20 protein-coding genes are annotated in these 21,701 nt (G+C 43.4%); 9 read left to right on the top strand and 11 right to left on the bottom strand.

Annotated elements, in window-relative coordinates; all coding sequences use genetic code 11:
- Window positions 1-114: 114 nt before the first annotated feature.
- From AB4405_RS08025 to AB4405_RS08035, 3 genes are all read right to left on the bottom strand, one after another.
- Entirely contained in the window at window positions 115-1,572 is a 1,458-nt protein-coding gene (locus tag AB4405_RS08025; RefSeq protein WP_372060350.1) for a glyceraldehyde-3-phosphate dehydrogenase, read from the bottom strand.
- Between the two features lie 350 nt (window positions 1,573-1,922).
- Window positions 1,923-2,690, bottom strand: a complete 768-nt coding sequence (locus tag AB4405_RS08030) for a siderophore-interacting protein (RefSeq protein WP_372060351.1) — start codon at window positions 2,688-2,690, stop codon at window positions 1,923-1,925.
- Between the two features lie 197 nt (window positions 2,691-2,887).
- Window positions 2,888-4,036, bottom strand: coding sequence for an arginase family protein (locus tag AB4405_RS08035; RefSeq protein ID WP_372060352.1), 1,149 nt, complete (start codon window positions 4,034-4,036; stop codon window positions 2,888-2,890).
- A 231-nt stretch (window positions 4,037-4,267) separates the two neighbouring features.
- Here AB4405_RS08035 and AB4405_RS08040 point away from each other — a divergent pair, with 231 nt between their 5' ends.
- The gene (locus tag AB4405_RS08040; protein ID WP_102470642.1) at window positions 4,268-4,489 is read left to right on the top strand and encodes a hypothetical protein; all 222 of its coding nucleotides are present in this window, start codon (window positions 4,268-4,270) and stop codon (window positions 4,487-4,489) included.
- A gap of 141 nt (window positions 4,490-4,630) precedes the next feature.
- Here AB4405_RS08040 and AB4405_RS08045 read toward each other — a convergent pair whose 3' ends face one another.
- The 6 genes from AB4405_RS08045 to AB4405_RS08070 form a co-directional block, all read right to left on the bottom strand.
- On the bottom strand, window positions 4,631-5,017 hold the full coding sequence (locus tag AB4405_RS08045) for a Rid family detoxifying hydrolase (protein ID WP_372060353.1): 387 nt from the start codon (window positions 5,015-5,017) through the stop codon (window positions 4,631-4,633).
- A 147-nt stretch (window positions 5,018-5,164) separates the two neighbouring features.
- Window positions 5,165-6,379, bottom strand: a complete 1,215-nt coding sequence (locus tag AB4405_RS08050) for an aromatic amino acid transporter (protein WP_372060354.1) — start codon at window positions 6,377-6,379, stop codon at window positions 5,165-5,167.
- 119 nt (window positions 6,380-6,498) lie between these two features.
- Complete coding sequence (tnaA, locus tag AB4405_RS08055) at window positions 6,499-7,959, bottom strand: tryptophanase (RefSeq protein ID WP_372060355.1); 1,461 nt, start codon at window positions 7,957-7,959, stop codon at window positions 6,499-6,501.
- Window positions 7,960-8,164: 205 nt separating this feature from the next.
- Entirely contained in the window at window positions 8,165-8,260 is a 96-nt protein-coding gene (gene tnaC, locus AB4405_RS08060; RefSeq protein ID WP_102470638.1) for a tryptophanase leader peptide, read from the bottom strand.
- Between the two features lie 182 nt (window positions 8,261-8,442).
- Entirely contained in the window at window positions 8,443-9,636 is a 1,194-nt protein-coding gene (locus tag AB4405_RS08065; protein ID WP_372060356.1) for an alpha/beta hydrolase, read from the bottom strand.
- Between the two features lie 68 nt (window positions 9,637-9,704).
- On the bottom strand, window positions 9,705-10,061 hold the full coding sequence (locus AB4405_RS08070; RefSeq protein ID WP_372060357.1) for a DUF333 domain-containing protein: 357 nt from the start codon (window positions 10,059-10,061) through the stop codon (window positions 9,705-9,707).
- Between the two features lie 285 nt (window positions 10,062-10,346).
- Between AB4405_RS08070 and AB4405_RS08075 the strand changes: the two genes are divergently transcribed.
- Both AB4405_RS08075 and AB4405_RS08080 read left to right on the top strand, forming a co-directional pair.
- Entirely contained in the window at window positions 10,347-11,567 is a 1,221-nt protein-coding gene (locus AB4405_RS08075; protein ID WP_372060358.1) for an MFS transporter, read from the top strand.
- Between the two features lie 257 nt (window positions 11,568-11,824).
- A complete protein-coding gene (locus AB4405_RS08080; protein WP_102470634.1) occupies window positions 11,825-12,550 on the top strand; it encodes a DUF3581 domain-containing protein in 726 nt (241 codons plus the stop codon).
- A 128-nt stretch (window positions 12,551-12,678) separates the two neighbouring features.
- Here AB4405_RS08080 and AB4405_RS08085 read toward each other — a convergent pair whose 3' ends face one another.
- Window positions 12,679-13,143, bottom strand: coding sequence for an isoprenylcysteine carboxylmethyltransferase family protein (locus tag AB4405_RS08085; protein WP_372060359.1), 465 nt, complete (start codon window positions 13,141-13,143; stop codon window positions 12,679-12,681).
- Between the two features lie 146 nt (window positions 13,144-13,289).
- Window positions 13,290-16,334: an FAD-binding and (Fe-S)-binding domain-containing protein gene (locus AB4405_RS08090; protein WP_372060360.1), complete on the bottom strand. Its 3,045-nt coding sequence runs from the start codon at window positions 16,332-16,334 to the stop codon at window positions 13,290-13,292.
- A 285-nt stretch (window positions 16,335-16,619) separates the two neighbouring features.
- On the opposite strand from AB4405_RS08090, the gene AB4405_RS08095 reads away from it, so the two are divergent.
- From AB4405_RS08095 to AB4405_RS08120, 6 genes are all read left to right on the top strand, one after another.
- Entirely contained in the window at window positions 16,620-17,294 is a 675-nt protein-coding gene (locus AB4405_RS08095) for a DUF3334 family protein (protein WP_102470631.1), read from the top strand.
- 157 nt (window positions 17,295-17,451) lie between these two features.
- Window positions 17,452-18,135, top strand: coding sequence for a DUF2786 domain-containing protein (locus AB4405_RS08100; RefSeq protein WP_102470630.1), 684 nt, complete (start codon window positions 17,452-17,454; stop codon window positions 18,133-18,135).
- Between the two features lie 42 nt (window positions 18,136-18,177).
- The gene (locus AB4405_RS08105; protein ID WP_372060361.1) at window positions 18,178-19,242 is read left to right on the top strand and encodes a hypothetical protein; all 1,065 of its coding nucleotides are present in this window, start codon (window positions 18,178-18,180) and stop codon (window positions 19,240-19,242) included.
- 129 nt (window positions 19,243-19,371) lie between these two features.
- Window positions 19,372-19,557 (top strand): hypothetical protein, encoded by a 186-nt coding sequence (locus tag AB4405_RS08110; protein ID WP_372060362.1) that lies wholly within the window; start codon window positions 19,372-19,374, stop codon window positions 19,555-19,557.
- Window positions 19,558-19,893: 336 nt separating this feature from the next.
- A complete protein-coding gene (locus AB4405_RS08115; protein ID WP_372060363.1) occupies window positions 19,894-20,304 on the top strand; it encodes a hypothetical protein in 411 nt (136 codons plus the stop codon).
- A gap of 255 nt (window positions 20,305-20,559) precedes the next feature.
- Window positions 20,560-21,666 (top strand): phosphoribosylaminoimidazolesuccinocarboxamide synthase, encoded by a 1,107-nt coding sequence (locus tag AB4405_RS08120; RefSeq protein WP_372060364.1) that lies wholly within the window; start codon window positions 20,560-20,562, stop codon window positions 21,664-21,666.
- Window positions 21,667-21,701 lie beyond the last annotated feature (35 nt).

Here is a 21,701-nt window from a genome sequence, read left to right on the forward strand (position 1 = left end):
TCAACAACAACTCAAGCATAGAAAGTAAAAATTAATCCAGTGACAATAAAAACGGCCACGTGTTCGGTGGCCGTTTTTCATAATGGTTCTAATTATCCAATCTATAGCTCGAGATTATGCCAAAGCTGGATATGTTTTAAACTTCACGCCCATCATTTGTTCCATACAATGCACCACTTGGCAGCTATAACCAAATTCATTGTCGTACCAAATATACAATACACATCGGTTGTCTTGTGCAATGGTTGCTTGGCCATCAATGATCCCAGGGTGACGCGCCCCCACCAAATCAGTTGAGACCACCTCTGTAGAATCCGTGTAATCAATTTGAGCAGCCAATGAACTGGTAAGCGATATTTCACGCAAATACGCATTAAGCTCATCTTTAGAAACTGACGATTCAAGGTTGAGGTTCGCGACCGCCATCGAGACATTAGGGGTAGGAACACGAATAGCGTTGCCGCTCAATTTACCTTCTAATTCAGGCAATGCTTTAGATACGGCTTTTGCTGCACCCGTTGATGTTAAGACCATATTCAGCGATGCAGAACGGCCACGACGATCACCACTGTGATAGTTATCAATCAGATTCTGATCGTTAGTATAGGAGTGCACAGTTTCAATGTGTCCAGACACGATGCCGTACTTATCATTGACCGCCTTCAGCGTCGGAGTGATGGCATTGGTGGTGCAACTTGCCGCAGAGACAATCGTGTCGCTATCTTGAATAACATCATGGTTAACACCAAATACAACATTCTTGATATCGCCTTTACCTGGAGCGGTAAGCAGCACGCGCTGCGCCCCTTGGCAAGCGACATGTTGACCCAAACCTTCGGCATCACGCCACACACCCGTGTTATCAACAACAAGTGCGTTATTGATGCCATAAGCGGTGTAGTCTACATCTGACGGGGAGTTAGCATAAATAACTTGGATATAGTTGCCATTGACAATCAGCGCTTTGCTTTCCTCATCAACAACAATACTGCCGTTGAACTGGCCATGCACTGAATCACGACGCAACAAGCTCGCTCGCTTTTGAAGATCGCCCTGCTTACCACCACGTACGACGACAGCGCGTAAACGTAACGGATAACCAGGCCCACTTTTCTCAACCAGAATACGAGTGAGCAAACGACCAATACGTCCAAAGCCATACAACACAACATCTTTCGTTTCGCGAGTGCTATCGCTATTGATGCTTTCGACGAGTGACGTCATCAAGAAATCTGCAATGCTTTTGCCATCATTATGCGTAGACCAGTATTGCTGAGCAATCTGACCCACATCGATACAACAAGGTGACAAATCCAGCTCAATCAATTTTTCTATAATGGGGGCAGTTTGAGCAACGTTGACGGATTGGCTGGAATAATGGCGAGAAACACGGTGGGTTTTAATAATATCAATGGTCGTGGCGTTGACGAGCGTTTTACCAAATAACAGGATTTCGACGCCCTTTTCCCTGTAGAGCCGACCTAAAATAGGCAGAATCGACTCGACGAGTGTTTGGTTAAGTTGCCATTGATTTTGATGAATTTCCGATTGCGAGATAGTGCTATTACTCATAGTACCTGGGGGACCTCTATCAGTTATAGGCGCCTCTCAATTGCATGTAGGGTACAAGAGGCAAGGCGCGTGTTTGGGGATGTAATTATGTTGTTATTTTTCTGTGCGGGAGTGTAACAAGCAGAGACTTAATCTGCTAGGAAAAATAAAGAAGGATATAAACTATGTATTTTGTGATTCAAGTAGAATTTATGATGGGGCATTACCGAGAGTCATGCCAATAAGGAAGTGAAAATCATTGGCTTATTTTTTATGATTAATCAAATAAGCCAATACTATCACCAGCAACACTAGCCAAATTTATCAGTAACGGTTAGGAATCAAGCACCGAGTGGATTAAAACCCTCTCACTAGCCTTCAAAAGTATCATGGTCTTGTTTTTTAATAGCCTTATGTCCATCTTCTGCCACCCCACTTTTCCAATAGCTACTGATATAGATATCTTCTTTAGGAATGGCTTTTTCGTTACGGAAATATTGTCTAAGTGCTTTCATTTCATCAAATTCGCAAGCGCACCATACAAAAGGTTCGCCGGATAACCACGGTAATGACTGAGCCGTTTGCGCGACAGACTCTAGTGTCCAAACCACTTCTATCCCTTCTGGAACGTTTAGTGTTTGTTTATCTTCTAAGTCAATGAGCTGAATGACAGCGTATCCTCTTGCCTCTGGCGGAAGTGTTGCAAGCTTGGTGGATAGCGCAGGCAACGATGTCATATCTGCGGTCAAGAAAAACCAATCTTTTTCGGTATTAATATTCTGTATCGTACCAGGCCCGACAATACTAATCGTATCCCCTACTTTCGCAGAGATCGCCCAACGCGCGCCGAAACCACATAATTTGTCTTCCGTTATATGAGTAACAAAATCAACCTCGATGACGCCTTGCTCCACATCAAGTGATCGAATAGTGTATGTTCTCATCTTTGGGCGGCTGTCTTCTGATAGTCCAGTAAGATCCGTGCCACCATCTTGATTAAACAAAAACTTAATATAACCACCGACACTATCAAGCTCGAGTGACTTCAATGCCTCTGCCTGAAAGGTCAAGCGACGCATATTAGGGGTAAGCAAACGAGTTTGAATCACGGAAAGGGTTTTGGGCGTAGGCTTTTTCATAAACTATTCACTAATGATTATTGTTATCATTAAGTTTATCACAACCTCGTGCTTTGTCTTTATTATTTACCGTGCTTTACACAGATAAGTATATTCTGAGAGAGTAGAATGACGAAAGCAAAACGCGTTACGCTGTTTATTTTCGGGATCAAAAAAGGTTCGACATGTCGAACCTTTTTATCGTATTAGCTCACTGTCTACAAAGTGACAGAGCCAAAGGCCAGTGGCCATTCTGTGTGGCGGTCTTCACCGTTCTCGTCGCGCTTAATCTCAGCTAACCAGCAGAAAAGTTCCCATCCAAAGCCAGCAGCAATGATGCCATCTTTGTCGGTTGGGTCAGTATCTGGCGTGTATTCAGCAATATCAGCACCCACTAAACGTACTTTACCTGATGCCTTCACCTTACGTAGGATTTCATAGACCTGCAGATGGCTCAAGCCAAATGGATCTGGGCTTGAGTTAGCACGACAGAACGCAGTATCTAGCGCATCTAAGTCAAAGGTTAGATAAACCGGACCACCATCACCACAGCGATCAATGATGCTTTCTACCATCGCATCAACGCCAAGGTCATACACTTCATTAGACGTAAAACCTGTGGTACCAAATGCAATATGGTTGCCTTTTACCAGCGCTGTTTGGCGGCCACGCATACCAATTTGTACCGTACGCTCTGGATCCGCTAAACCTTCAGAATACAGCTTCGCTAACCAGTGGCCTGATGTATACGGATAATCAAAATCAGCACGAGTAGACAGATCGTAATGGCCGTCAAAGTGAATAACACGCAACGGGCCATACTTTTCACCTAGGGCACGCATCGTAGGATAAGGGATGGTGTGATCGCCACCAAATACAAGCGGTGTACAGTTCTTCTCGACAACCATATGGTGAAGAAGCTCGGTCAACTGTTCAACTTCGGCTTTTAGCTCGAATTGGCCTAAGCTATCCCAGTTACCGTAATCGACAACACGACACCATTCAAACGGAAGCTCACCATTGTCTCCAACCGTACCCATGCCCATTTTACTAAGATGACGTAAGCGTTGAGGAGCAAACTTGTGAGATGAACCTGTTGGTGAACATTTTTCAATGCCCATTCCATAAATGACGAGATCCGCATTATCAAGATCTTGAGAGAATGGCGCTTGATAAAAACCGAGGTAGTCTTTATTGATGAAACTTAGCTGCTCAATGCCCTTGCCGCCGCCCTGCTGTTTTACTCGAGCAAGGTAGGCCGCTATTTTAGGGTCTAAATTATCTGCGGCTGATACATTTTCCCAGATGTATTTATACTTTGCGACTTTTTCTGGGTCTATTGCTGGCCATTTTTTGAAGTTTGACATTGATGTATCTCCGATCAAAACAAGGGAACTTGTTAAAAACTACTTAAGACAATAATCTGTAATCCTTAACATTGGCAGTAACATACTGGATGTAACTTATACTTTCTTATGACTCATATTGATCGCATTACCACTAATGGATGACTTTCTCAACAAAACATTGTTCATTATTTGACCGACTTCTAATTACCTCCTATGGTTTGATAACGCCCATGATCAAGGAGGTTAATGATGAAAAAAATGAGCAAATCGTACCGTATGCAAGTCATTAAAGAAGTCGCCGAAAGAAAAGTACGAGAGCAATGCAATGACCCAATGGCTAGATACATCAACGAATTGATCGACCAACACCCGCATCGAGACAATGTTGTTGAATTCAAACAAGAGTTTACTGGTAGTTATTTCGACGAAAACGCAGGAGGTTGGGTAAGTAAAACTTGGCGAAGTAAATAGGGTCGCCAATGATATCAACGTTCTTATAGTGCTTACTTGAGTAATATTATGGGGAACTAGGCTTATAGCATGACACGCTCCTAGCTTGATATGAGGCGCCAAACCTACTGGCGCCCCCTGAGCAAAATCTTACCTCTTAACTCACACCTGATGTACCGCTATCACCTCAATTTCTACTTTTGCATCCAATGGTAATCTCGCTACTTCAACGCACGAACGCGCCGGAAACGGAGCCTGATGAAGGTTAAAAAAGGCCTCATACGCAGCGTTCACCTTTGAAAAATCATTTAAATCTTTGACAAAAACCGTTGTCTTGACAATGTGACGTGCTTCTAGGCCCGCCTCTTTAACTATCGCCAGCGCATTATTCAAAGATTGTGTGGTTTGCTCCGCAACGTCCTCTGCCATCACTTTTGTTTCTGGATGGAGAGGAAGTTGGCCTGAGGTCATCACTATATTTCCAAACGTCACACCCTGAACATAAGGGCCGATCGCTAGTGGTGCTTGTGGCGTAACAATTGCTGTCATTGACATTTTCCTTAAAAATTAAATTCATGGTGTTCGTCGCTAATGATGTATTGAGTAATATGATGTATTGAGTAATGCCAAGAACACGTCATAAACAACGAACAAACACTATCTGATTAATCACTCATTGATGATGAGTACGAACGATTACCCCGTAAACACAGGTAATAGCCCCAACATCGATAAAAAGTGAAACGTTGCCGTTAATACACCAAAACCAATGACGATATAAATCATTACCATGCCACCGGGCGCTTTAAAGCCCTCCGAGCCGTTGTTTCCTTCTCGTGTTTTCTTCGCTAAAAGCGCAGGAATAATACATGTCCACACTGTGGCTGCTGCGCCTGCGTACGCGATAGCGATAACGAAACCAAAGGGAAATAGTACCGATAAAACAAGCGGTGGTAAGAACGTTACTAACCATGTTTTGGTTCGACCTTGGCGAGTATCTTCAAATTTAAAAAAGTCTGCTAGGAAGTCGAATACCCCCAGCCCGACGCCAATAAAAGAAGAAAGTATCGCCGCCATTGAAAACGTATTGATTGCATTCGCCACTCGATCAGATTCAATCACTGAACCCAACGCTGTTAGCAAAGCGTCAACGTTCCCTCCCTGCTCTATAACAGGTCCAAAGCTCGCTCTAGGTAGATTGCCAAAGATGCTAACAAGCCAAACAAAATACAATAAAGAGGCGATAATCGTTCCGCCAAGAATGGCTTGTTTTGCCTTAGCCTCTGAGCCGTAATACGCTCTCATTGACGACACCGAGTGATGGTAGCCAAACGATGTCAATGCAACAGGTAACATCGCCATTGCGTACGGAGCGTAATGGTTTTCTTGACTAATCGTATCGAATAACACACCCATATCGACTTTGACGGCAAGACCTGATACCCCGAAGACAAAGCTCAGAACCATAAAAGCAATAAGTACGACGGAAATACGATCGACCGCTCGAGTGGAATGCCAAACAAAAGTGGAAAAGATAAGAACAAATAAGGCAGACGCTAATTTGGCATTCAGCCCAAGGACATCCTTTAAAATAAGTCCCGATGAAGTAATATACGCATAAAGTAGGATACCACCTACAAAATACACCGTTATATTATTTAAAAAACTAATCTTTGATCCTAATAAATCTTTTGTCACCGTATCAAATGAAACTTTAAGGCCGTAGTTTTTGAATGCTTCTAATAACATCCAACCCGATATAGTCATCACTATCATAGTAATCGCAATAGCGAATAAAGACCAAACCGTCCACGCCCCTGCCCCTGCACTTGGTAGCCCTAACATTCCAGCACCGACACATACGCTGGCAATAATACAGGCACCACCTATTAAAGATGGATTCTTATTCATAATATATTCTCGTAAGGTTCACGTAATTGAATTAGTTTTTAACTAATTTTAAGTTTTTAATTATTATAGGTATCGAAAAAAAAAGAGCGTAGCTTGCTTGCTACGCCCTTTATTGGAGATTAAGCTTCTTCGAGCTGAGCTTGTGGCGCATGAGCCGTGACTTTTTCTACTTCTTTTAATCGAGCTGTGAAGTGACGCAACACCTCAGGCTCGTAAGTAAAATCTAGCCCCTTCACTTTGTGCGCATTCTCTTTGACCTTCTCAAATGCCTCAATGACATAGTCCATATGAGTCTGGGTGTAGGTCGCACGAGGAATCGTTAAGCGGAGTAACTCTGCTGGGCAAGGGTGCTGCTTGCCAGTAGCTGGGTCTCTACCTAACAACAAAGAGCCAATTTCTACCGCGCGAATCCCTGCGACTTTGTACAACTCACAAGCCAACGCATGAGCAGGGAATTGATCCGCTGGGATATGCGGAAGCAACTTACCAGCATCGACAAACGCAGCGTGACCACCCGCCTGCTGACAGACAACACCTATCGCTTCTAAACCATTAACCAAATATTGCACTTGGTTAATACGGTAAGCCAGCCACTCTTGACGCATGCCGTCATAGAGGCCTACAGCCAAACGCTCCATCGCGCCGCCTTCTAAGCCACCATAAGTCGGGAACCCTTCTTGTACAACACAAAGCGTGCGACAATCAGTGTAAGCATCCATCATGCTTTCATCTTTAAAGCACAACAATCCGCCCATTTGTACCATGGCATCTTTCTTCGCTGACATCGCAAGGCCATCGGCATACTTGTAAGATTCGCGAGTAATTTCTTCAATCGTCCAGTCTTTGTAACCCTCTTCACGCTGTTGAATAAAATACGCATTCTCAGCATAGCGAGCCGAGTCCATAATGACTGGGATATCATACTTCTGAGCGATTTCATACACCGCTTTAAGGTTTGCAATTGAAACAGGCTGACCACCTGCTGAGTTACAAGTAATGGTGCTCACGATATAAGGTACGTTTGCAGCACCTGCATCGATGATGGCTTCTTCCAGCTTTTCTAAGTCGAAGTTTCCTTTAAAGTCTGCGTTAACAGCAGTGTCAAAGGCATCTTTAGTGTATACGTTCTTAGCAACACAACAGTTAACTTGTGTATGACCTTGTGTGGTATCAAAGAAATAATTAGATAGCGCGACCATTTTGGTTCGATCTAATCCCTTTTCTTTCTCGCGTTTTTTAATCAATACCGGAATATAGATTTGCTCTGCACCACGACCTTGGTGGGTTGGAATCGTTAAATCATAACCAAAAATATCTTTAACGGCATTGGCAAGTGCATAATAGCTTCGGCTGCCACTGTAGGCTTCATCACCACGTAACATCGCCGCTTGCATCTCTTGAGTAATAGAGCCTGTGCCGCTGTCCGTTAATAGATCAATAAACACATCTTCACTGTCTAGCAAGAAAGGGTTCATTCCTGCTTTTACAATGGCTTCATCACGGTATTCACGTGTGGTGCGTTTCACTGGCTCGACGACGCGAATACGGAATGGTTCAGGGAGATGTTTAAAGTTTTCCATAATATTATCCTACTCTTCTATTTATTCTTGTTTTAGATCAGGTAATCAAAAAGCAAACAAGAATAATTAAATAACAATGCTATCCAGATAAATATCTAGACATTGATTTTTATTACAATAAAACAAACGCAGTAATACCTAAGTTATATAATACTGGTAATTACTTAGTTAAATTTAGCGTGCACAAAAAGTGCGAGAGGTAGGCTTATCTCGAAGGGAAGAAAAATGCGATCTTATAATCTAATGTAATCCAACTATTTGTCATGTTGAAAATATCCATTGTTGCACCTATTTGAAACATCGTATTTCAAATTACTATGTTAATTATCTATAGATTAAGAAAATTGTCATCTATATCGTTGGCAATATGAGATGCTGTTAACATAAAATCGTCACCTATTAATAAAAAGAAATTTGCCATCAGAAATATTATGATGAAGATCAATATAGCGTACTAGTAAGCTAATTCACTATGACAGCATATCAATTTTTTACTGTTACTCTTTGCATAAAACTCAGGACTCGCTGCATAGTCTGTTCAAAATAAGGATTCCAACTCAACCGAGCATTGATCGTATCATCTTCAAAGAGATCCCACGCCGCGTGACTCAATGTCGGCATTTTAGGGCAGTCAACTTTGTATACCTCCCCTTCTTGACTACCACCGCATTGGCGCATCAAACCTTGTCTTCCGTACAGTGGATTACTTGCACTGTACAACACCGATATATGGGAACCACTTTGGATATAAAATTCGGGCAGTTTCATGGGAAATTTTACGAAACGGGGATCGCTGTAACTGCGATCACCAAACCAAATCAACTCTGATTCTTGATGGCTAAAACGCACCTTGAACAAATCATAGATCCCCTTTGCATCGACTAACTCATCACTTTCTGCAAGCATCAGAATAGCCGGCACATCAAGTGGGTCTGCATTTAATTTTTTTTGAACGTCTACGGCGCTTTGGTAATACAACGCGGCACCATGCATCGCCAACGAATCATAACGGGAATAGTTTTGTTCTTTTTCCACACTGACCCAATCAACAAAATAGCTCGCAAACCCAGCCAACCCAGCTAATGGGTCTTTGGGCTTAAAAGCCGGAGAAAAAAGCAATAAGCCATTGATGTCCGCTCGATCAGCCGCGTAACTGGTGACCAAATTGGTACCCGTTGAAAAGCCACCAAGCCAAACGGAATCGACCTCTTGTCTGAGTAGGTCAACTTGGTGGGCAACAGACTCCACCCAATCATCATAGGTAGGATTCATAAGATCAGCAGGACGAGAGCCATGTCCAGGCAAAAGCATCACATGGACAAGGTAACCTTGAGCGGACAAATACGGGGCAATATCAACAAACGAGTAAGGCGAATCTCCCAAGCCATGCACAAGTAATATCCCTTGGCCATTCGCTACCTCGGGGACCAACTTATATGGGCTAACGGCATCCATTTCGCGGTCAAAACCCGCCCCATGAAAAACACGATATGTTGACAACCAGTCACGAGTTTCCGTCGCGTATAGTGAAAACGTGGCTTGCCGGTAGGGCGATAATGAATATGAACGCTCATACATTTGAGGATTAGCGTCGATGACCCTATTACTGCATCCACTGATAAGCACTGTATACAACAATATGCTTAGCAACGTGGATAGCCATTTAACTAGAATCACCGAGCGCGCTCCCAACATCGTATTACTTCGTAACGGTCAGCTATATGATAGAATCAATTGGAGATTCGTTAATTACTTGAGCTTTGATGATCTCGAAAATAGTCCATAGCATCCATCACATCGCCGTTAGCAAGCTCACATTGCTTTTTATCCGCTAGGTATACACCTTTTTTAGCTTCACAAAAGCGTTGCGCTTCTGTTTTATCGGCACTGTTATGTTCTCTATAATAAGTCCAAGCATCCACCGTTTCACCTGACTTAAGCGCGCACTTTCCTGTTGCAAGATCATAAGTCCCATGCTGCGCACAAAACACAGCGGCAGGGTTTGCCATGTTGAGATCGGCCTCCTCTTTTGCTACGTCAGACTTTGCACAACCATACAAAAATAAACTGGATACAAGTACTGCAGTTAGAGTTGTCTTCATTGGTGCTTCCTCTTCTTGTGTAGACGTCAATTGTCTTGCCCTACCTAAACCCTAGATGAGTTTCTCATCTATTCAAATACATCGCCGTATTTACTCGCGATTACTGCTGTGCAACTGGGCAAACAACAACGCATCACCGAGTTTATGGCGCTTCTCCAAGCTAAAGCCATTTTCATTACAAGGCTTTTGCCACCTTTGAGAGGGTAACAGTGGGTAATTTACTTGTATGTTTTTCTAGTTAATTGAAAATTCATGAGTAAATTATAAATAAAGGAACGTCTGTACATGAATGGTTTTCGTTTGTGGCATCTAGCGCAAGCTTCTCTTGGTATCGTCCAATGGGTTGGCATTGCAATTCTACTCAACCCAATCATCATAGAACGGACTTCTAGTGGTGCACTACTTGGCCAAGTAATGGCATTAATTGGTGGTGCCGGCTTATTCGCGCCTCTCATTGGAGGCATTGCAGACAAATACTCATGCCATCGCATTTTACAAAGAATGGCGCTTTTTGTTCATATCATTGCCTTACTCATTCTCTACTTTGCCGAAACGACCATGCCAATCTATTGGACCGTTGGAATGCTTATTGGACTCGGCAGTGTGTCGTTATTAGTACTCAATCCTACCTTTGTTATCGCCACCAGCAAAAACCAAGAAGAAGAAGGCCGAGGTCTGACTAATCTTTTTCAGTGCCAATTTTTCGGTATTATCGTCACTGCAGTACTCATTGCTATCGCAGAATCACTTGGCGTAGAGAGTGATAACCAGCTGCTGATATTACTGGCTTTAGTCACTTGTGTTCTCTTTATGGTCTCTATTGCCCCTCCTCCCGCGATCACGATTGAAGACCAATCAACACCCTTAGATTCACATAATCCTGAGGACCGCTCAGAAGGCCATTCAGGCAATACACGATTTTTACCATGGCTACTGTTCCTGCTCGCGGTATTTTTCTCGATGTTCTTATCGTCAAACCTAATGGAATTAGGCCCACTCCTGATCAAAGAGGTGTACCACGTTGAAATAGGAAATTCTGCGTTAGGTATGGCCGTTTCAGCGTTTATTAGTCTATTTATGTTGGAATCAGCGGGCCGCTGGATGCAAAAAAGTGGCCCCTTTAATGTCTGGTTTAGCGCGCAAATTGTCTACTTAATCATTGGTACTTTGTTCTGGTTCACTGCTGGAAAAGATGTACATAGCATGATTCCAGTTGCCCTATTAGTGCTTCTTATGCAGGCGATGTCTTGGAACGATATGATCATTCCTGCCATTGCTGGGCGTTTAAGCCCGACATCTCCGGCACTCACTCAAGGGTTACTGATGCTCTGTATGGCTGGCGGGTTTGGCGTCGGTGCCATGCTAGCCGGAATATCTATTGACCAGTTTGGTTATAGTTCAGTGTTCACCCTTTCTCTAATGGGCATTGTCACTGCACTATTGTGCATCATTTGTCTCGTTGCGGCTTCTCGGACCCTCATTTTCAAACAGGCCCAAGCTCAATAGAGGCCGAAACACAACGAAGGGTAAGCATGGCGGTAAGTGCTGCGGACTTACCGACTCATCGTGTTCTTAGCACGCATCACACTCAAGAAGGGTTGTTATCTGAGTATTTTTTCATTCGTGATGCGTTCTTTTTACTCTGTTAATTAATGGTCCATTCCATTGAAAGACAAGATCTCGTCATATTTATCACTGGATAGACCATTTGTCGGCCATACTCATATATAATCCGGACCAATAGTGTCAAATCGAAGAGTATTATGTTTCTAACGCCTTACGTAACCAGCACCAACGACCATTTTGAATTCACTCGCCTGCAAGCAAGCCATTTTGCAAAAAAAGTAGCGGAAGACTTCAACCCAATTCATGACGAAGATGCCAAACGCTTTTGTGTACCGGGCGATCTATTGTTTGCAGTATTACTGCAAAAAGAAGGCATTAGTCAAAAAATGCGCTTTGATTTTTCTGGCATGGTCACAGATGGTATACCGCTGAGTGTAAGTAAGAGGTGTGATACAGAAAGCGCGCTAGTTGATAGTAATAACAAAGAATACTTACACATGACACGTGACGGTGCCGTCAGTCACGATCAAGCATTCATCGAACATCTTGTTACCAGTTATGTACAGTTCTCGGGCATGAACTTTCCACATATTATGGTGCCACTCATGCAAGAGCAGCAGATGATGATCAACTGCCAGCGACCATTAGTAATATACGAAAGTATGGAAGTCGAGTTCGACCGAATCGATCTTAACCACCCTGTGGTCGAGTTTACCGGCGCAACGTTTGATGTTGAAGGTAAACGTGGCTTAGTGACACTAAACTTCTCGTTTACCGAAGACGGTGAAATTGTGGGTAAAGGCATGAAAAGAATGGTAGCGACGGGGCTGAAACCCTATAGCGATGAAGCGGTTGAAGATTTAGTGGATCGTTTCAACCAACGTAAGACCGACTTTCTTGCTCAGGTAAATAGCGCCGCATAACCTTATACGCCGCTCTTAAACCGCTCAACGATTAGCGCCCCGCGATTGAAATATCTAACGTGGGGCTTTTTTCATGCGCTTCTCTAGTTGAGTCTCAGAGCACTCCCGCCCACATTCAAATGAACGAATTAGATCCACCGTCTCACTCTCGCCTTGTAATCAAGGTACTGCTCTCCAAACATACGTGTCAATGCACGCTCTTCAGGCCGAATTTGAAAACGGTTAATATATAAAACAAACAACACACTCGTCAGCAGGCTCAATACATCTTCCAACCATATCCCCCAAGCTAGTAACAAGCAATAAAGTGCGACATACATTGGATTTCTAGTGAGTGAAAAAATCCCTGAATCTACGACTTGGCTAGCCTTGTCGGGTCGAGTGGGATCCACCGTAGTTTTCGCACGCTTAAATTCATAAACACCTGATATACCAACATACCCACTTGCCGCAACCAGAAGCACCACCCAGATTACCTTCAAGGGAATGTAAATAAAGAGCCAAGTGCTATCCACGGAATGAATGGCAAACATCAAGATTGCAAGGACCAGGAAAACAGCAACTGGTGGTATTTTCAGTTCTAATGCTTTCATTCTCTTAGTCCTTGATAAGTCGCGTGAGCGTTAATAATTTGCGAGCAAGTCGTCATGTCGGCTTACCGTACCAAGTAGGAATCAGTACGATTCCCACATTTCACCACATCAAATCTTACTCGCTTGGCATGCGCTATATATAGACTTTATACAATGGTAATCAGACGCAATATAGCCTGTAAAGGGTGCTTCACCGGTTGATCCTCAAAACGTTTGACTTGGCTACGACAAGAATAACCAGTAACAAGGCAACGATCCTTTGGCAAAGACGCCATTTGAGGTTTCCAACTTAGGCCATAGATATCTTTCGACATTTGCAACTTATCCGACTCGTGCCCAAACGTACCCGCCATCCCACAACAGCCAACCGGTACTGTGTTAAGTTGGCCTCCGAAATGACTGAAAATACTGCCCCACTCTTTCTCAGCATTAGGAAGTTTGGTCTTCTCTGTGCAGTGCGCAAAGAGATACCATGGTTCTTTGTCACTTGATACTGAGGGCGTCAGGGTTTTCAGTAGTGGCGTCAACCATTCATGAACCGTCAATACATCAAACTCTCCACGTTTATCTTCCAATATCTCAACGTATTCGTCGCGATAGCACAGCACCAGTGCCGGATCGACGCCAACCAATGGTATATTTAGCAGGGCCACTCGCTGTAAGAAATCAGCTGTAGATTGTGCTCCATCAGCAAACTGTTTTAAGAATCCTTTTATATGTGCCGCTTTACCGTTTGGTTTGAATGGCAAGATCACGGGCGTCTTCCCTAATACAAGCACCAGTTTAACAAAGTCTTCCACTACTTCCGCGTCGTAGAAGCTGGTAAATGGGTCTTGTACTATCAACACATAGTCGGCTTTCTTTGCGTCTGACAACCCAGACAACTTTTCCAAATCAAACACTTCAATGAGTTGAGACTGCATGCGTTGTTTTAGCGTAGGGACAGATAGAAGTGGTGCATCAATATAACCAACGCTTTTTTCAGTTAGGGATTTTACCCAAGGTTGTTTGAGTGCAAAGTTCACTGTTTTAGGTATTTTTGCCATATATGGCAATAGGGTCTCGATGTTTGCCACTAAGTAATCTTTAGCAGGGCGCTGGTAACGTGTGTAATAGAGATTTAAAAAACGCGCTCGAAAACTTGGCACATCAACCTTAATTGGGCACTGGCTAGCGCAGGCCTTACAAGCAAGGCAACCGTTCATTGCCTCATACACTTCATGTGAAAAATCATACTCGTGACGCTTGTTAAACGTATTGCGCCATTTCTCGATCAATCCTTTCGCGCTGCTACCTTTTTGTGTTTGATGTTCAAGTTCGACCACATCAAAACCTTGCTCAGAGAGCTGTCGTAACCACTCTCGAACCAATCCCGCTCGTCCTTTTGGAGAATGACGTCGGTCGGCTGTCACCTTCATCGAAGGGCACATAGGTGATGCGGTATCGTAGTTAAAACATAATCCGTTGCCGTTGCACTCCATTGCCTGAGAAAAGCTGTCTCGCACTTCTACAGGGATCTGACGGTCATACGTGCCCCGTTTGACATCCGAGACTTTCACTAAGCCATCTTCACTGCCTAGTGGTGTACAAATTTTACCTGGATTCATTTTATTGTGGGGATCAAACGCCGATTTTATACGACGTAGTTCATTAAATAAAACATCACCAAAAAAAGCAGGGCCGTACTCTGAACGGAAGCCTTTACCATGTTCTCCCCACATCAAACCGCCATACTTGGAGACCAATTTAACCACTTCATCGGACACTTGGTGCATTAACGCTTCTTGTTTTGGATCACACATGTCAAGTGCAGGGCGTACATGCAAAACGCCCGCATCAACGTGGCCAAACATGCCGTAGTGCAAACCATGACCATCGAGTAGTACCCGGAATTCATCGATAAAGTCCGCCAAATTCTCAGGTGGAACACACGTATCTTCTGCAAACGCGATAGGCTTAGCACTGCCTTTAACTGCACCAAGCAACCCCACGGCTTTTTTACGCATGTTATAGATCCGCCCTAAGCTGGCGACGTCGCTTGTGATCTGATAACCAATAATGCCGGCTTGTTCAGTTTCCAGCATTTCATCCAGTTTTGCGGTCAGCTGCTTAACAGAAGCCTCTACCTCGCGAGTATCTTCACCAGCATACTCCACCATATTTATACCAAGCATCTCTTTACCCGGTACATCAGTGATAAGGTCGCTCACGGTATGCCAAACAATATCTTGTTTTGCTAGGTTCAAGACTTTAGAGTCTACCGTTTCAACTGACAACGCATTGGCTTCCACCATAAATGGTGCATTTCGCAATGCGGCTTCAAACGTGCTGTATTTAACATTGATCAGCGTGCGGGCTTTGGGAATAGGCGTTAGGTTAAGTTTTGCTTCGGTAATAAACGCTAACGACCCTTCTGCACCACACAAAATGCGCGTGATATCAAACGTATCGTTGACTGGGTCAAAAGCATTTTTTAGATCGTAGCCGGTGAGAAAGCGATTTAATGGTGGGAATTTTTCATCTATTAATAGTCGATTCTCTCGGCAGACTTGTTCAGAAATCTTGAGCGCTTGAGTTGCATAACTTTGTTCTACTGGAAAGCCAAGTGAACCATCACTTTCTATCAACGAACCATCGGAAAATACCGCTTGTAACGACAACACATGATCGGAAGTCTTTCCGTATTTTAGTGAACCTTGCCCCGACGCGTCGGTATTAATCATCCCCCCTAGCGTGGCACGATTGCTTGTCGACAAGTCAGGTGAAAAGAAATACCCAAAGGGACGCACCGCATCATTTAGGGCATCTTTAACAATCCCTGTTTGAACCCGCACCCAACCTTCTTCTTTATTAATTTCAAGCACACGATTCATATGGCGCGAGAGATCAACGACAATACCAGAAGTCAGAGATTGGCCGTTGGTGCCAGTTCCGCCACCTCTCGGTGAAAACTGTATAGACTGAAATGATTCTAGACTCGAAAGTTCGCCAACAATCTGCACGTCTTGTGTCGTTTTTGGGTGCACAACCGCTTGAGGCAGGACTTGATAGACACTGTTATCCGTTGCCACAGCTAAACGACTGGAATATTGCGTTTCAATATCGCCAGTGAAGCCTTTTTGTTTGAGCTGCTGAAGAAAGACAACGACCGTAGGGTTAATGTCAGATTGCGTACTTAGTCTTGGTAACATTTTGCTTCCTGCCCCTTAAACATGCCGATCCGCTCAGCAAGGGAATAATAAAAAATAATGACACGACAGCCTGCACAACCACATCAACCCAGTATTTTAAACGGATCATCAGTATCGGCAGAAGAAGTGAGCTAATTCTACTTATCCGGTTACTTTACAACAATTAAAAATGTGATCAAATCGCAATCTCATAGCAATTATGCATCGTTTATACCTTTTCAAGCGGTTTCCTTCATGCCAAACTCAGTAGCATCAAGGAAGCAGTAACCAATTAAGCGAACTCTAATGAAAAAAACCAAGGTTATCACCACGGAAGATATTCTTCTTAAACTATGCCAATCGGTTTCTACCGTACTCACTTCAGCAACACAATCCAGCATCACCTACTCTGCTATGGTTCAAAAAATCACCAAAACTACGCTTAAGCCTGACTTTGGGTGCTTCGTACTATTTGACGGTGGTTTTTCTGGTTTGGTCGTTATCAACTTTACGTCCCAAGCAGCATTGGAAGTGTACTCAAACTATATGCGTAGCATGGGAATGCCCGAAGAAGAACTCGCCATTCACCATAATGCAGATGAAGTTGGCGATGTACTGGGCGAACTGATGAACCAGCTTGTTGGTGACTTTACTAATAAAGTACGAAAAGAGCTACAAACCAACATCACCCAAAACCAACCTAAAATGCTGGCTATCAATAAGCAAGTGGTTCTTTCTGTCGATACTAACTTGGAACGACCTCAAGCTAGACGTGTGACGTTTTCAACCGCAAACAACAATATCTTTTACCTAGAATTCGCCATGGACAAAACTGAGTTTATCCAGATGGAAGAATTCGAGGTGCAAGCCGATGAGACACCCGACGCGATTATAGAACAAGCAATAAAAAATAAAGAAACGAAGTCCCCTAAAACACAGCCTGATAATAGCCAAGATCTGCTCGACGAACTCGGTATCTAGCTCAGTACGACGCCGTAACCATTACGACAACTTAAACAGAATGGGTGGACTTCGGTCTCGCCCATCTTCTATTTCAAAACCTACACTTCCCCTTTCATTGGAAACTCGTTAAAATAGTGCCCTTTTTCTTTCGCGGTACAGAGAACTCACATTGTCGATGGATAAACAAAAAGCCCTAAAAAAAATAGCTAAGTGCCTAGAGTTAGGTAATTCAGCCAACGTCAACGAAGCGGCGAATGCGATAAAAATGGCGCATAACCTCATGTTGAAGTATGGCCTAGATAAAGATGACATTGAGTTCATCAAAATGGGTAAGACCCAATCGACACACTTACTGCCTGCCAGTATCAGCTCTACAATTTTGCGCGTCATTCGTGGGATTAACACTAAATTCGGGGTCGAAGCGGTTCTGCTCAACCATAAAGGTCTGAAACGCGTTGAGTTTATTGGCGAAGCCGACAGAGCTATTTTTGCGGCGTTTGCATTTGATATTGTGTACCGTGAAATGAATGAACACACTGGCCAATTCAGAAACGGCTTCGCAGGTTCAGGTACATCGACAGCCGAAGTGACCCGACGAGTCAATTCTTTTGTCTCTGGCTGGATTGAAGGGGCTCTTGAAAAGCTGCCGATTATCACTCCTGATGACGAGTCGAACAACAAAATTAATAACTACATCGATAAAGAGTTTAAAAATATCGACCGCGAAACCTTTAAGCAACAACTTCGAGATGCAATGAAGAATATCACTGCCGATTACGAAGTGGGCTTGAAAAAGGGGCGTAAGCTTTCTGTTAATCGACCGATTGATGGCGCCCAAGCGCCCAAAATGCTCAAGTAATATCGACCTTCACCAGCATTCATAAGGAAAATGATGACTCAGGTGTATTACCGTGTATGGCCAACTGCAGCTCGTGCTTTGTCGTTATGGGTATTATTGGTCTGCTCAGCAATGGCAAATTCGATTCCATCGTTAGAGAAGCAAGCACAGCTTAATAATGCCGATGCACAATACCAACTCGGACTTGCATTTGAAACGGGTCAGGGGGTCCAAAAAGACCTCACTAAGGCTAGTTACTGGTATCAACTAGCAAGTAATAACGGTCACCTTGGTGCGACATACAATTACGCTCAAGCACTTGAGTACGGCCGTGGAGTAAAACGTAATCCTTCACGCGCAGTACTTCTTTATACCAAACTGGCCATACAGGGCGACCAAAGCACATACGGAAAGCTGGCTGAGCTATATAGTAATGCCGATGTTGATATTCCAGCCACTGATCAAGCCGTGCTTTGGTATTCCTTTGCCGCTGGGCAATCGTCCTCTTTTGAACCGGCTTATGAACAAGCACTACAACGCCAGTTTAATCAACGCCAAATGCGCCAAATCGAAGCGCTAAAAGAACAAGAGTCGACGGTGTTATCGACACCTAATTTGAGCACCCACTCACCTAAACAAGCACAACAACCCGAAACCGTGGGAAGTTCGTGGACGACGCACTTAATTTATATTCTATTGTTGTCATTGACCTTGGCCGTATTCATCTACCAGATGAAGTGGAAACCAGCCTCAATGTCACAATCTCGCACTAGCCACAACCAACCAAACCCCAGCAATGCGAGTAATGCACGACTCAATGACCTCATCACGACCCAGCAACGAACCATTGCTCAGCTCCAACACAAACTAAAATTGGCGCATCAATCCGCAGACAAAACCGCTTCGTCTATACAACAATCAAATACACTTGAAAGCGCCTACTTACGATTTGGGTTTTCAACTAGCCAACAGCAGAACCTGACACCTAATCAACTAAAATCCCGCTATAAACAGCTTTCACGCATCTTTCATCCAGACATTCAAGGCTCCGATGAAGAAATGAAGCAGCTCAATACCGCGCTGAAAACGATAATGACGCACCTAAAGAACTCTCAAAAAATTCATTAAAAGACCTCTCGTTCTCACTATAAATTATAAGTGAAAGGAGTTTTAAACAAAAAATTAACATTTGATGCCATTTTATGTCATAATCAGTGGTGAAAATAACACCCAAGTTATTAAGGGTGGGGAGAAATAATGTATACGTTCACCATTGAAGGTTTTTGTGATTGGTGCCAGAAACCTAATTATGTAACAAAGCACCAGTACATCGACGGCAAGTGTCATTTTTCTTGTGATGAATGCGTTAATCTCGCGGCGATGGACGTCCGGCAATTCAATAAAGCGGAGTTGGAATATCGAGACTCCCTGTGCAAATCTTAGCTTGATCTCTTGCGCCTCTTTTTAAGAGGCGTTGTTGTTTTCAACACTCCTCCTCTATCGACCTTACTGTAGCCAATACACACTATTCGGTTCAAAACTAACCTTTCAATAACCACTTTGCTCCTATCACTGCCGATATTAGCATTAGCCTCTCTATACAGTGCTTTCGAACACACACTGTGAGCACCTTTGCATGAGTTCACATTTACAATATTAATTAATCAAATTAAATCATACGGTTATAGAAAATATCAATATTTTCATCAAAAAGTATTTGATCTTATCCCACCTTAAAACTACTGTATAACCATACAGCATGTATAAAAGGACAGGTTTATGTTGCGAAATACTGAAATTCTTAACTCATTACATCTTCATTCACATCGTGAGCTTACGGTAAAAGGACGCCCGATCTCTTATCAGCGTAGGATGGAAACGAATGTACTTAATAAAGTGTCTCAGCTTGCATCAAAACACCAATGGGTCCTACTGACTGCAGAATGCCCTCGCCCTACGCTTGCCCAAATCTCCCATTATCAAGGGCTAGGCAACCACATGGTACAAATCAAACCATCCATGCACTTAAATCAAACGCAAGTCATCGAGAAAGCCATTCGTTCAGGTAACGCCTGCGCGATTATCGCTAACGGAGATTTTTCTCCTAGCTGTCAGCGTGAATTGCAACAACTCGCGAAACAGCACCATTGCGAAGTTATTTTTTTACCCTCTGCTCCTTACCTTCATTGATAAATGAACGTGTTGTCATAAATAACAAGTTTGCAGTTAAAAACTTGTCCCTGTGCCGGCAGTTACGTGAAAATCCGCCGTTTAATGATACTTTTATGACCGTTGAGATACGTTAATAAAGAAATCAAAGCAAACGTTTGCTTAAATGATGGAAGCTCGTCTGAATTCTGGTATGATGCGGTGAAAAGTGGGCATACAAATGCTCTTTCTCCTCGTCGCTATTGTGCGACGCCACCGTTAGATAGGAATGTTTCCATGAGTCTCGCTGATCAAGTCCTTGCCGTAAACGACGACCTCCCAATTCGTACCGATAAACCCGTACACAGCGGTAAAGTTCGCTCTGTTTACTGGTTGACTGAAGCAGATAGTCGTCGCCTGATAAAAGATAAAGGCTACGATGTTGCAGAAGACGCGCCATTGGCGATTATGGTGATAAGCGATCGAATCTCTGCATTTGATTGTATCTGGCATGGCGAAGGTGGACTCAAAGGCGTTCCGGGTAAAGGGGCAGCTTTAAACGCTATTTCTAATCATTGGTTTCAATTATTCAAAGATAATGGCCTTGCCGATAGCCACATATTAGATATTCCTCATCCATTTATCTGGATTGTTCAAAAAGCGAGACCCGTCATGATTGAGGCTATCTGTCGTCAATACATTACAGGCTCAATGTGGCGTGCTTACGCGCAAGGTGAAAGAGAGTTTTGTGGAATAACATTACCCGAAGGGCTAAAGAAAGACTCAAAGCTCGAAGACATATTGATCACGCCATCAACCAAAGGAATCTTACGCGATATTCCTGGAGTCCCTGAAGCTGACGACGTCAATATCACCCGCAATAACATTGTAGATAATTACGCTGCCTTCAATTTCTCAAACATCGACGGCGTTGCTCAATACGAAAAGCTACTAAAAGAAGGCTTTAGTGTTATCAGCAATGCTCTCAATAAAATTGAACAAACATTCGTTGATACAAAATTTGAGTTTGGGTACGTTACTGATGCCAGTGGTAGCGAAAAGCTTATTTATATGGATGAGGTTGGCACACCTGATTCTTCTCGCATCTGGGACACCAACGCTTACCAACAAGGTAAAATCGTCGAAAACTCCAAAGAAGGCTTCAGACAGTTTTTGCTGAACCACTTTCCAGATCCTGACATTCTTCTAAATAAAGAAAGAATGCCAGAACGCGAAGCGCTAGCAAAAGAGAATGCTTTACCACTCTCATCACTAATGAGTATTTCTGAAACTTATATTGGTATTGCTGAAAAAATCACGGGACGAAAAATACAATTAAGTGAAAACCCAAAGCAAGAAATCATTGATATCCTGCGTCAAGACTACGACTTGATTGCTGACTAGTGCTGTGAGCGCGTCTTTTAAACGAAGAGAGGAAG

It is taken from the genome of Vibrio sp. 10N.261.51.F12 (assembly GCF_041471725.1).
Lineage (GTDB): Bacteria > Pseudomonadota > Gammaproteobacteria > Enterobacterales > Vibrionaceae > Vibrio.